The following is a 13,424-nucleotide window of genomic DNA, read 5'->3' as shown; positions in this document are numbered from 1 at the left end:
TTAAAACTGAATAGTGACCACTAAGCCGGGATGATTATCCGTGAGATTAATTTTGGCATTGTGCCGTGAGAGAATCGCTTTGACCATAGATAATCCTAAACCAGTGCCCTGTAAATGCCGGCTAGGGTCGAGGCGCACTAAGCGTTCGAATACTCTTTCTTTACTCTCGTCTGGAATACCAGGGCCATTATCGCGGATCTGAATTTGTGGGCCTGACTGAACAATCTCAATCCGCGCACCTTGGCCAGAATACTTCATCGCATTATCGACAAGATTATATAAGGCTTGGAATAATAAGTATTTATCACCAAAAATCTTATGATCTGTCAGTAGCGATAAACTCAAGGTTTGCTCGTTAGATTCAGCCACAGCATCGGCCATATCCAATAAGTCAGTACACAGTTGTGCTAGGCTTAACTCCTGCAAATCGAGTGTCTGCTGACCTTCTTCGATACGCGTGAGCGACAACATGGCATCAAACGTCGCTAAACAATGATCGAGCTCCTCGGTCAAAATGGCGCAACCTTCGCTAATCTCGTTGCTCGGCTTACTCGCTAACTCTTCAATACCAATACGGATATGTGACAATGGAGTACGTAAATCATGGGCGATATTATCGGTCGCACCACGCACTGCCATCAGGTTATTTTCGAGAATATCCAGCACATTATTAAACTGCAGCGCCAACATATCGAACTCATCCTGACGCCAACTCAAGGGTAAGCGGGTGTCGTAGTGACCGCGTTCAATCTGTTCACTCAAGCGGTTGTATTGCACTAATCGACGTAAAATCGCCTTAGAAAACAGATAGCCGAGCGCTAAAGTCAACACTACGGTAAGCATGACAGCCGTTGCAGCGGCACTGATAAACTTATCAATTAATGTCGCTAAGTTATCGGTACGGGTCGCAATCAACACTGGGCCGTAACGGGTCATCACTAGGCCGCCGGTAAGAATATGCAGCTTATCTGGGCCACCGGTTAAGATAGGAAAATCCCGCGTTTGCGGCAGCATGGGCATGCCTTCGGGCATAAAGCTCAAGGCACCGACCATATCGTAGCTATTACGCCAAGCGATCAGGGCCGTTTGTGGATCGGCGGCGCGGATTTGAGCGGCAAAACTACGGCGATCAACCGTTAGGGCAAGTTGCTGATAACGTTGGGTCTCTGACTCTAAATATTGAGTCACTTGATACTGCTGCTCAATAATCAACTGTCGATAAAGGGCAAATAGCAACGCCCCGATGATCACTATCACTAAGGTCGAAAAAACGATTGTGATGCGCCAGGCGCTGCTTTGGTAAGGCTTAATGCCTTTGTCGTAAGCGATAACCCGCTCCCCTCACGGTTTCGATAAGCTCGCCATGGCCTAACTCTTCAAATTTACGGCGTAATTTTGCGATATGCACATCGATGACGTTCGTGCGCGGGTCGAAGTGATAATCCCACACTGCTTCGAACAATAAGGTGCGGCTAATAACTTGATTAGCATGTTCCATCAGATACTTAAGTAACTGGAACTCTTTTGGCTGTAGCATCAACTCCTGCCCGTCTAAAGTGACATTACGGGTCAGTAACTCCATCTTCAAACCACCAACAACGAGATCAGTTGTCACAGGCACAGATTGCCCACGGTGCATCAGTTTTTCAGCGCGAACTAATAACTCGGAGAAAGCAAACGGCTTAGTCATATAATCGTCGCCGCCCGCGCGCAGGCCTTTTACTCGCTCATCAACGTGCGCTAAAGCGGATAAAATCAGCACTGGTGTTTGATTACCCGTTGCCCTTAAGGCGGCCAGCAATTTTAAGCCATCGAGCTGAGGTAACATGCGGTCGAGGATCACGAGATCGTACTGACTACTCGTCGCGAGTGACAGGCCTTGATGACCATCGCTCGCCGTTTCGATATTGTGGCCCTGCTCAAGAAATCCTTTGACGATGTAATCAATCGTCGTCGCATCATCTTCAACTAAAAGTATTTTCATCTGTATGTTGCGCTCCTCAATCTTAAGCACTCGTATGAGCACTCGATTGACTTAGATATTTCAATCCCACTTGAGTAAAGGTAACGGTCGTAAATTTTCGACATCAAAGGCCAACTTAAACTTACCCGTATCGTCTAGCAGCTTAAGTTCTAAATAACTGATACCTAAGTCGTGGTCTAACTTTGCTTCGGTTAAGAAGGCTTTATGATCTTTAGTGGCCTTAACGATTAGACCTGAAAAGGTTTGATCTTTTGCCGCGATCATACGCGTTGCCTCAACCTCACCCAGATCATCGGCGCTTACTTTACTCGCCTTTTGTTTCAGTAACTTACCATCACTGGCACGATATTCAAACCGCGTTATAGAGTTTGCTAAAGGATTAATTAACTCAAATTGATAGACTAATTCACCCTCTTGCTCTTCCATATGAAATTCGGCAATCACACCGGAGAACCCTTTTTCAATCTGCTGCATAACGCTCAACGGCGGTACATAGTCTCCACCCGCAAACATCGAATACATGCTCTGAGCCGCCGTTGCGACACCAGATACCAACATGAATCCTAGCAACCATAGTCTCATGGCCCCTCCATTTAAATCAGCTAAGTTTGTATCTTATGAGACAATCAGTTAGAAGTCGATGGACCTATTGCGCCTGTATGCAATTCCAAGCTAATCCCTCACAATTTACCACTGGATATAGAATCACACTGTGTCAGCGTTAACTCTGGTTCGGCCATCAATTGATCTGAAATCCAACGTCAACAGAACCTAAATCGCTGATAAGCCAAACACTAAATCATTTTGTGGCTAATGTGTAAAGTCTACCTAATACCAGCTTAAACACCGATGGAAACAAGATTAAGCTTTGATCATCTGAGGATTTTTAAACATGACATTTTCAGTGATAACCCTCAATTTCGCCATTTAGAATCAAGAGGATTGAATTTTAGCGGGTATTTTAGTCTATCTGTGTCATTAAAAAGTGGGATTGGCAAATAAATCGCCCTCGACTAAAGTCAGATAACTTAGCGTCAGGTAACGGTATTTTTAAATCGGAGCGAAAATGAAACCAGTCATACGATGGATAAGCTTAAGCTTGTTACTAATAGCAGCATTAAGCGCTTATGCCTATGGCAGCGCCACCAGTGCATTGGTGTTCATCATCTTAGGCATGCTATTGGAAGGGACATTTTGGATTGGATTACTCGGTAAGCGAAAAACGAAATAAACAGCCTCAGTTAATTTGCAGCTAGTGCGTGATTCGCCCTAACTATCCCAGTGTGAAATCGGCGCAGGCATAGCATGGGCATACCCCTGTTGATAATCGCATCCCAATAAGGTTGCCACATCAATGTGCGTCAAAGTCTCCACACCTTCACAAACAACCTGCATTCCTAATCGCTGTAAATACTCAACTAAGCTCGTCAACATACGCATTGAATGTGAAGAGCAACAAGCTTGCAGCAAAAGGGAACGGTCTAACTTGATGACATCATAGGGCAATACCATCATACGCAAGAAATTACATTCTTGGGTGCCAAAATCATCCAGTACGATGCTGGCTCCTCGTGCCCGTAACATTTCAATCAATTCATGCTGTTTATCATCTAATAAAGTGTGTTCTAACACTTCAAACCAAATTTTGATGCACAGCACTTTTGCTTGAAGCAACAGCATTTGTAATAAATTTTGGTAAGTCACACTGTATGGCATGGGATTTAAATTAATGGACAGTATGCCAACGCCTTGATCGGCTAATCGAGGTAAGTCTTTGATAATCGACCTCAACATCCATATATCAATATGCAAAGCAGCATTTTTATCTAACAATAAAAAATCAATACCTGTATATGCATGACGCTTGGCATCCCAACGGCGTGCAAGTGCTTCATATCCTATAACGGTTTTATCAACCCCGATAATAGGCTGATAAAAAGGCATAACCACATCAGACATAATGCAGCTTGCAATATCTTCACTCACTTTTTTACGCTTAACTGACAGCATAGATACCTACAGAATATTAATATATCTGACTTATTTTTAACTAAATTGGCACTCGTTTCTATCAGATAAATCCTAAAAACAAAAAAATCACTGCACTTTATTATAGGACTATTCCTATTAACGCATAAAAATCATCCATATAAAATACAGCTAAAATGTTGTTCCAATCGAACAGCAACATCAACCAAAAATGAAATAAAGGCAACTCAATACAAGGTAACTCAATAATAATGCGATTATATTTAGCGCTGTTTGGTATTATTTTTTATAGCTCTCAAGTTTATGCTGCGGCAGAAATAAGCATAGGAACCTTATTTGACTATATGCCTAGCAATAAAACCACTTATTTGAAAAAAATAATGAACATAGGTGATTCAACCGCATTTATTAAAATATCGATTAACGAAATAAAATATGATGAAAATGGCCAACCCTATGAAGTGCCAGAACAGGAAACAGAAAACCGCGCCTTGATAGCGAGCCCGTCTCGCTTAATTATCCCAGCCAAGGGAGTACAAGCAACGAGATTGTTATTCTTAGATAAAAAAGACACAGAACGTTACTTTAGAGTTCGCTTTGTACCAGTGCAGCCAAAAAACAATGATGGATTTGATGAGCAAAAAACTGAAAAAATTCGTGAAGAACTCACGGCCGGAATACAAATACTAACAGGTTATGGGGCATTTTTATTTATCACCCCAGAAGAACCTAAATACTCAACTGAAATAACGGAAGACACAAATAGCGCAGAAATAAAAAATAACGGGAATACGACTATCATTTTAGATTTTTTTGAATCATGTAACAAAAAAACCAAAGAGTGTTCCACAGCGACCAAATTGCACATCTTACCCGGTTCAAAAAAACAACTGGTAAAAAATAGTAACGAAAGCTATCACTTTCAATTGATTGAAGGTGATAAAACCAAAAGCATAGTTATTGGTAACTAATGCATCCTAAAGGAGACTGTAATGAAAATATGGAAAGCGGCCCCAATAACCTTATTAGTGGCCATGAACTCATTTGCGGCTGAAAAGATTGAACATCAAGTCACTGTGATTGCACAAATTCCGTCAGAGAACTTTTTTGTGCAACCAACAGGCAATGATAACTGGATCAACAGCCAGCAAAAGTTAGCATATAACGCCCATACAAAAAAGCTAGATCAATTAAATAAGCAACTAGAAGTTAAAAGTACCATTGGTGCTATTACAGGTTACTTATCAAACCCAGCCATTATCGCCAGTGGCAATGATAATATTGCACTAACAGTTAAAGTGGGCGGTATTGAACTGAAGACATCTGCGACAGAATTAGTCGATGTCGACAATGCTAAAACGGGTAAAACCCTTGGACTAGAGATCATTCCAACTGTCCCAGCAAGCGGCTATGTCGCAGGTAACTACCAAGGCATGGTCAATATGATTTTCGAATCTGAAGCACCACCTAAAAAACCATAGAGATTTATTAAGTTAAATTTCAAAAAAGCTCCCGCAAAGGGAGCTTTATTAATTTTCAAGTTAACGACTCATGCTTTTCATTTTTTCGATATGAGGCAACACACTTGTCATCTTTGATCCTGACTATTCTGATCGCAACGCTAATCTTTAGCTCTTGCTCTTTGGCTAATAACACGCCATCGGACTCGCTCAAGCTGCTAAAGCAATATCAAGACTTACCTGATGGATTTTCTGAGCATTTTTTCAATGCCCCATTAACAGTAAGAATCACCATTGATAATAAATTGCTTGGCGAAGGTGAAATAGTGTTAGGACTCGATACCAGTGTGCAACTATTAAAACTCATAGACGTGAGCGAAAGCGATCTTGACGAACGTCAGCAACAATTATGGATAGCGCAATTAAACCAAAAACATAAGTTGGGTTTGTGCTCAAAAGGCTGTCAGGGCGGCATATTAGCGATTGAATATAATTTGGAGAACTCTCAATTATCTATTTTAACGGCCAATATCGAAAAGCAGCCATCAAACTCACACTACTATGCCTTGCCTGAACAAGGCAGCTACGGCGCGCTATTTCGACAACAACTCAATTGGAGTCAATCCAATGAGAGCGATTACGCAGGCCGTTATAATTTGCAAGCCCAAGCAAGTTTAGGCCAGTGGACCACACTGCTTGAAGGTGAAGTCACTCAAAATAATGAAGAGACACTCAACTCGACTATTCAACAGTTGTATACAGAACACCAAAACGAAGGACACTTCTATCGACTCGGGTATTTCTCCCCTTATGCCCAAGGTTTAGTTCGTCAGCCCATCATTTATAGCGGCAGCTCACAAGCTGTGATGGGCGTGATGTTGGGTGACTCTAATCAGTTATTGGTCGATCAAGCCTATGCCAGTGCCACACCCATTTATGTCACTCCGAATCGTGCAGGTGTGGTAGAAATCTATCAAAATGGACAATTGATCAACTCGCAACAGATTAACGCTGGCTTACAAGCCATTGATACTAAAGTATTACCATCTGGCATATATGAAGTTGAAATTCGGATTCTAGAAGATGGCCAAGTCACTGAACGTCGTCGAGAAATCATTAACAAACCCATTCAATGGCAAAACACTGAAGAGCCCTTTCGGGTGAACTTGTTTGCTGGAGAAAAGTTACAAGAAATAACGAATTGGGATGATGAAAGCAGACGCGGACTCAGCACGGGGGTACTCGCAAACTACTTATTAACACCGGCGATCATCCTTGGCGCTGCGGCTCAATTTATGGATAAAGGTTGGCACTACAGCATTTCGGCTGATTGGGACTGGAACCAACAACTGCGCTTTTTTGGTAACTGGGTGATGAATGAACAACAGGGCAGCGATTTTGATTTGCAAGCAGTTTATAGCTATAGACACGGCAGCTTTGTACTCAGCCATCAGCAACAGCTCAATCAATCGCAAAGTAGTGATATCACGAACTCTAATCCCCAAAAGACAAGTGTATCTTTGCAACATAACTTAGGAAATGGTCACTCTGTTTCGGCCTATTTGTCACATCAATCTGAGCAAGGTCAAGGCATTGATTTAGGTTGGCAGTACAACGGCAAACTCTGGGGACGCCAAATGAGCTGGAGTTTAAATGCGTTCGATCGTCCCAGCAGCATTAACACTTCAGGCCAGCGCGACCAAGGCGGAGCACTTTATTTCAGTATGAACTTAGGCGATCAAACGCGTCGAATGGGTGGTGGCTTAGGCAGCAGAACTTCACGTTCTGGCGGGCAAGAACAGCATGCCTATGTTGATTACCAACAGCAACTAGACTGGCGTGGCATTGAAACCATAGGGATGGGACTAAACACGGATAGCTATGGTGTTGGCGCAACCGCCAATAGCCGCTTTAGCAACAATATTGTTAGCGGGGATGCCTATGCACAGTCATCCTCCTATAACAGCGGCATCACAGGCGGCATAAACCTCGATAGTATGCTTGCACTAGGGCAACAAGGTGAACTCAGCATCTCAGGCCAAAGCCAAAACCACGATGCGGGCATGATAATCGATGTCATAGCTGATACCCCAGACATCCTTTTACAAGCAGAAGATGAGCACGGTGGCAGTGTCACCTTAAAGCCTGGGCGCAACTTAGTGCCAGTGACCGCCTATCGCAGTGGTAGCGTACAACTCGCCATACAAGACTACGATGACACACCCTCAGTCATCCAACCGAGCGTATTGCACTACCACCTCAATAAGGGAGGCGTCAGTTACCAACAAATCAGAGTCATGAAGACTGTTACTGTGATTGGCCGCTTAGTGAATCAACAGGGATTGCCGCTTAAAGGCGCGCTCATAGCCAACCATGCGGGGCGCAGCTTGAGTGAGGCCGATGGCTTTTTTGCCGTCGAAATGAGTGAACACCATCCGAGCTTGCAAGTGGAGTATCAAGGTATACAAGAGTGCAACCTTGAACTCGATTTACACCGAGTTAAACGTGAACAGAATCTATTGCTATTAGGCAATATCACTTGTAATGCCCAAACATGGGCACAACAAACATTAACAGAGAACCTAGCCAAGTGAATTATCGTTACGCTTTATATACTTTGATGGGCTATCTACTACTCAGCCCATTAACAGAAGCGGCTACCATTCAAGTCACCGCTGAATATAAACCTGCGCCCTATGATATTAATGGTAGTAAGTTTATTAACACGACACCATGTTCAGTGCCTGAAGCTGCGAACGGTGATTTTTGGTGCAAAGGTACAGCCTCATTAGACAAAGAACAAGCTATTAGTATACCGACAAACATTACCTCAAGGCTCATTAGTAATGATGGTAAATTAGAACATGCGATCACATATCAAAAATTTACCGGAGAGAAAACTATTGAATTAACTAAGGTAGGAAGTGGCAAAGTCTATAAAATGAAGTTTCAATTAACGCAAATCGGTGCAGCTCAAACACCCAATATAATAAAAGAGGCTGGCACAACTGGAACGTACTGGCCTGAACATAATGTGCAAGGTGATTGTAACTTTAGACTAAACATATGGGCAGGCGCTTGGTCATTGGATTATTTCTACGACATAAAAAATGCCAATCAAAAATCTGGTGGAGTGTGTTATTACAATAAATTCCAATCATCTTTCTCTTCAGACAAAATCACTCTTAGAAGAATTTATATTGGCTATAAGCTGCAACCCCCCGATCCTTTAAAAATGGAAAATGGCACTTATAAGGGCAGCTTAACGTTGAGCCTTGGACGCAATAAAGATCTCGATTTTGGCGATGCGACCTATTCAGACTCAAACGTAACGATAGAATTTACTTTAAGGGTCACGCATCAACTTAAGGTTGAGTTCCCTGCTGGCAGCAATAAAGTGATATTGCAACCGCCCAAGGGCTGGTTTCAATGGATTAATAGTGGAAAAACACCCCCAAACTTGAAGGCTGAATTGCCGTTTAAGCTTTGGTTTAGCGCACCATTTGATGTTTCATTGAGTTATTGCCAATATCAAAACAATGGCCAGTGTCAGCTGAAAAACATTAAAAACAGTCACAAAACAAATATTGAAATCAGTTATATCAATGGTGAAGGGAAATCATATCCGCTATCGACATCAAAGTACCATTTTACAAATACAGATAGGGAATATATCAATGTTGCAAGAAAGCTATTGTTTGAAATTAGCAAAACCAACTTAACTGAAATGATGAAATATCCAGGAAGCACTTACCAAGGGGATGTGACGATTATGTTCGAGGCTGAAATCCCTCCACTTTAACATTAAAACAAGCCCTGTTGCTGTGCATAATGAAACAACTCACTGTCACTCTTTAAACCGAGTTTTTGCATCGCATTGTTTTTTTGGGTACTAATGGTTTTTACACTGCGGTGTAAATAACTGGCAACTTGAGTCACTGACATACCATTTGCCAGTAAACGTACCACTTCTATTTCTTTCAGTGAAAGTTCAACAGGGATGGTATATTGATTAATACCTTGTTCATTTAATAATTCACGGACGGTTTCGCCAATGTAAACAGAGCCTAACAATACTTTTTTAACTGTTTTTTCTAATTCGGCAATGACTGATTTTTTTAATAATAAGCCTTGTATTCCAATCTGTAACAACGCTTGTAATACACCTAAATTATGTACTTGAGTCAACACTATTATGGGTAAATTTGGATATTTTCGCCTTAGCTGTTTAATCATGGCCATACCATCGACATTGTCATCATTAGGCATACTAAAGTCTGTGATCAATAAGTCACATTCATGTTGTTCTAATGTACGCCATAATTCGGAAACATTATTTGCTTCAGCAACAATGTCACAACTTGGCTGCATTTCAGCCATCAAACTACGCACGCCAGTGAGTATAATAGGGTGATCGTCGGCAAGGATGATCTTAAAAGCCATATATAACTCCTCGTGATAATGTGAACTTATGGATGCCTTATCTATACTACTTGGCATCGGTGTTTTTTTCGAGACTTAATACACTTTGGTCATAGAGATGAGTGCTACTCAAAAAATGCGTTACCAACTTCTTTGCATCTTCAGTTGCTTATCCCTGCTATGCATGACTTTTATCACACATGCCGAACAGCCCAAAACCACAACAATTAGAGTAGGCGTACTCGCCAACGGCTGGGGACCTTTTCAACAAATTAATGACCAGATAACAACGGGATTTAGTGTCGAACTCATACAACTGCTCGCCAAAAATCTTAATTATCAAATTGACTGGAAGGTTTATCCCAATTGGATGAGCCTCTATTCTGCTGGCTGTAATGGGGAAGTCGATGTCTTGCTTGACGCTTTTCGTACTGTTGAACGTACTCAATGCCTTATGTTTAGCCGCTCATACTACACCTCTCCCACTGTTGTCGTTATTCGTTACGACAGCCGATTTTTTCGCGATGTGAGTGAATTTGGCCAAGCTCGGATCGCCGTTGAAAAAGGATTCTCGACTGAGAAATTAGTCAAACTGCATTATCCAACCGTAACAGAAGTAACATTTTCTAATACAGAACAAGCACTTTCCTCCGTCATTGATAAAACGACCGATGCCTATATCGGTAATCTTCATGTTGCTAACCAATACATTAGTGCACACCCTGAACTTCTTATCGTTGCCCAAGCCCCCCTGATGATGGAAAACTTACATTTAGGGATCACGAAGAACAATAGCCTGCTTGTAACACAACTCGATAATGCCTTAATGGCTCTGAGTGTCGAAGAGCGCAATGCTCTCGAAGTGACTTGGCTAGGTATGGGCGATCTTCATTTTTTAGGCCACAGTAATTTTCTACTTAGACCCAATGAACGCGAATGGCTGGCAGGTTTACCTTCACTCAGAGTCGGATTTGTAAGTCATTGGATGCCATTCTCTTCGGTTAACAATAAAGGCATCTTGGTTGGTTTACTTGCTGATTACCTTGAGCAATTTAGAGAAAAGCTAGGGCTAGATTATGCGGCACAAAAAACCAGAACGTGGGATGAAATCCAAAGCGCACTCGTTAACCATGAGATTGATCTCGCCATTATTCCAACGAGATTAAAAGCACGATATCCAAACTGGCACATGAGCGAAGTGTTTACGTCTTTCCCTATTGTTATAGCCACTGCCCGCAACAGTCCGCGAATCGCGGGGCTGTCAGAACTGAACTTTCAACGCGTGGTCATCACAGATAATCTACTGCTGCCAAGCATTAAAAAAGCCTATCCGAATATCGATGTTGTAGTTTCTGCCAATCCCGACGAAGGTCTGACCTTAGTCGCAAAGGGCAAAGCAGCGGCTTACATAGGTAATTTGGCCGTTGTGACTATGCTTATCGACGACAAATTTGACGATGAATTACGAGTAGCGGCACCAACGCCTTATAAAGATGAACTCGCTGTTGCCGTTCGTGAACCTTATTGGCCACTTATCCCATTAATTAACCGTGTTTTCTCCAGTATGAGTGAGAAAGAAAAACAGCAGATCCGCAATACTTGGCTAGCCGTAAATTACAGCGAAGGCATCTCTTGGCACACTTTACTTAAAACACTACTGCCGATTGCGATAGGTTTACTGCTTTTCATTGGCGGCTTAACCATAGCCTATTTAAAACTCAGGCAAGAAATCAATAAACGGCGTATCGTCGAAAATGCTCTAGCCATCGCAAAAGAAAACGCCGAGCAAGCCACTAAAAGAAAAGCTGAATTTCTCGCAGCCATGAGCCATGAGATCCGCACGCCCATGAATGGGCTCGTGGGTATGGCAGAGCAACTCAGCTTTACCCCTCTTGGCATAGAACAAAAACAAATGGTGCAAATCATTAGTAATGGCGCGGAAGAAATCCTCCAAATCATTAATAATATTCTCGATTTTTCTAAAATAGACATGGGAAAAATGCGTCTAGAATCAACACCAATACTATTACGTGAAGTTCTCGATAGTACGCTTAATATGGTCATGAATGATTTACGCACTAAAGGCTTAAGCCTCTACTTACACGTTGACCAAGGCGTAGCAGCACGGGTAACAGGAGACAGTCTTCGCATAAAGCAAATCCTATTCAATTGGGTAAATAACGCCATTAAATTCACTGAACGCGGGTTTATTGAAGTCTCAGTCAAGCTTGAAGCCGAACAAGAAGGTCAACAATTACTGCTCATTGGCGTACAAGATACGGGTATCGGCATGAACACTGAGACTCAAGCGCGAATATTCAATATTTTTGAGCAAGCTGATGTCTCGACAACACGTAGCTATGGTGGTGCAGGTTTGGGCCTTGCCATTAGCCATACACTCGCCGAAATGATGGGCGGCGACATCATCCTGAATAGCGCCCCTCATTTAGGCACATTTATTGGTTTACGCATTCGCTTACCTGTGGTGGCTCAGAATGAATTTGATGAACAATTGCAGGGATTAAAAGCATATATCGCCATCGGCGATATAAAATTACGTCACACTTTATCTTGGCATTTAGCTTCATTAGGCATTGTATTAACAGAGAATAAAGCCAATGCAGACCTGTTGTTTACTGATAATGCTTCGGATGATCGGCAACACATACTCTGCACTCACTTTAATGAAGCACTGGGTTATAGATATCAAAATGAGCAATGTTTATTGAATGCTAACCCCTTAACATCACAGGCTGTGAAGGATGTGTGTTACATCAACATGGGGTGGATTGATACTATTGTCTCAACCCCGCAAAGGGATATTCAATTTAAGTTTAACTGGCCAGAATGCAAAATATTATTAGTTGAAGATCATCAACTTAATCAGATATTGGTGCAGCGACAGCTGAAACAGTTACGCCTAACATGCGATATCGCAGATAACGGTGCCCAAGCGCTCGCCCTCATGCAAAAGACTCAATATGACTTAGTGTTATGCGATTGCCGCATGCCAGTGATGGATGGCTACACTTTTTGCCAACAAGTGAGATCGCAGGAAATCGAGGGGCAACATATTCCCATCATCGCACTCACGGCCAACGTGCTAAATGAGCAGAAGCAAAGGTGCATCGCAGTTGGGATGGATGACTTACTGGCAAAACCACTGCACTTAGATGAGCTGTATGAAATGCTTTTGAAATGGCTACCCTCTGCAAAACCAGCACTTATCGATATAAAAATATTAGAGGATGCCTTTGGTCGGGAAGAGACATTAAGCAAAATGCTATTAATGTTTAAAACTGAACTCGAAACCTCACTTCAGGATATCCAACTTAAAACACCTCAACTTGCGGATAAGATCCATAGATGTGCAGGAACTATCAGTATGTTAGGGCTCACATCAATAGCAGAGCACGCTTGGATACTCGAAGAAAAAATGAGGCAACAGGGAAATAATAATGCTGAAGCGGAATTGGCTCAATTTCAAACGACAATAGCCCAATTGATAACTGAGCTAGACGCGATAATGCGAAATCGCACCTAAAATGGTGGCTGGTTTACTCAGAGTT

General features: G+C 42.2%; 11 protein-coding genes. 6 read left to right on the top strand and 5 right to left on the bottom strand.

The window, feature by feature from the left end:
- From KFE26_RS09580 to KFE26_RS09570, 3 genes are read right to left on the bottom strand one after another with little or no spacing between them, the layout of a single operon-like run.
- Entirely contained in the window at positions 1 to 1,257 is a 1,257-nt protein-coding gene (locus tag KFE26_RS09580) for a HAMP domain-containing sensor histidine kinase (RefSeq protein WP_212600254.1), read from the bottom strand.
- A 49-nt stretch (positions 1,258 to 1,306) separates the two neighbouring features.
- Positions 1,307 to 1,984 carry a response regulator transcription factor gene (locus tag KFE26_RS09575; protein WP_006079763.1) on the bottom strand — a complete coding sequence of 226 codons (678 nt, stop codon included), beginning with the start codon at positions 1,982 to 1,984 and terminating at the stop codon, positions 1,307 to 1,309.
- 60 nt (positions 1,985 to 2,044) lie between these two features.
- On the bottom strand, positions 2,045 to 2,566 hold the full coding sequence (locus tag KFE26_RS09570) for a hypothetical protein (protein WP_212600253.1): 522 nt from the start codon (positions 2,564 to 2,566) through the stop codon (positions 2,045 to 2,047).
- Positions 2,567 to 3,050: 484 nt separating this feature from the next.
- On the opposite strand from KFE26_RS09570, the gene KFE26_RS09565 reads away from it, so the two are divergent.
- On the top strand, positions 3,051 to 3,215 hold the full coding sequence (locus KFE26_RS09565; RefSeq protein WP_105251095.1) for a hypothetical protein: 165 nt from the start codon (positions 3,051 to 3,053) through the stop codon (positions 3,213 to 3,215).
- Positions 3,216 to 3,253: 38 nt separating this feature from the next.
- Here the strand turns inward: KFE26_RS09565 and KFE26_RS09560 are convergent, their stop codons facing one another.
- The gene (locus KFE26_RS09560; protein WP_212600252.1) at positions 3,254 to 3,994 is read right to left on the bottom strand and encodes an EAL domain-containing protein; all 741 of its coding nucleotides are present in this window, start codon (positions 3,992 to 3,994) and stop codon (positions 3,254 to 3,256) included.
- 230 nt (positions 3,995 to 4,224) lie between these two features.
- Between KFE26_RS09560 and KFE26_RS09555 the strand changes: the two genes are divergently transcribed.
- The 4 genes from KFE26_RS09555 (at position 4,225) to KFE26_RS09540 (ending at position 9,235) form a co-directional block, all read left to right on the top strand.
- Positions 4,225 to 4,944 (top strand): hypothetical protein, encoded by a 720-nt coding sequence (locus tag KFE26_RS09555; RefSeq protein WP_212600251.1) that lies wholly within the window; start codon positions 4,225 to 4,227, stop codon positions 4,942 to 4,944.
- A gap of 21 nt (positions 4,945 to 4,965) precedes the next feature.
- Positions 4,966 to 5,454, top strand: a complete 489-nt coding sequence (locus KFE26_RS09550; protein ID WP_212600250.1) for a CS1 type fimbrial major subunit — start codon at positions 4,966 to 4,968, stop codon at positions 5,452 to 5,454.
- 104 nt (positions 5,455 to 5,558) lie between these two features.
- A complete protein-coding gene (locus KFE26_RS09545; protein WP_212600249.1) occupies positions 5,559 to 8,027 on the top strand; it encodes a fimbrial biogenesis outer membrane usher protein in 2,469 nt (822 codons plus the stop codon).
- Positions 7,988 to 9,235 (top strand): hypothetical protein, encoded by a 1,248-nt coding sequence (locus KFE26_RS09540; protein WP_212600248.1) that lies wholly within the window; start codon positions 7,988 to 7,990, stop codon positions 9,233 to 9,235. Before KFE26_RS09545 ends, KFE26_RS09540 begins: the two co-directional genes overlap by 40 nt.
- A 2-nt stretch (positions 9,236 to 9,237) precedes the next feature.
- On the opposite strand, the gene KFE26_RS09535 is transcribed toward KFE26_RS09540, so the two are convergent.
- Positions 9,238 to 9,876 carry a response regulator transcription factor gene (locus KFE26_RS09535; protein WP_212600247.1) on the bottom strand — a complete coding sequence of 213 codons (639 nt, stop codon included), beginning with the start codon at positions 9,874 to 9,876 and terminating at the stop codon, positions 9,238 to 9,240.
- A gap of 163 nt (positions 9,877 to 10,039) precedes the next feature.
- On the opposite strand from KFE26_RS09535, the gene KFE26_RS09530 reads away from it, so the two are divergent.
- Positions 10,040 to 13,399, top strand: a complete 3,360-nt coding sequence (locus KFE26_RS09530) for a transporter substrate-binding domain-containing protein (protein ID WP_249195640.1) — start codon at positions 10,040 to 10,042, stop codon at positions 13,397 to 13,399.
- Positions 13,400 to 13,424: the final 25 nt, after the last annotated feature.

The organism is Shewanella sp. M16 (genome assembly GCF_018224605.1).
GTDB classification, from domain to species: Bacteria; Pseudomonadota; Gammaproteobacteria; order Enterobacterales; family Shewanellaceae; genus Shewanella; species Shewanella oncorhynchi.
This window is presented reverse-complemented; position numbering and strand designations above follow the sequence as displayed.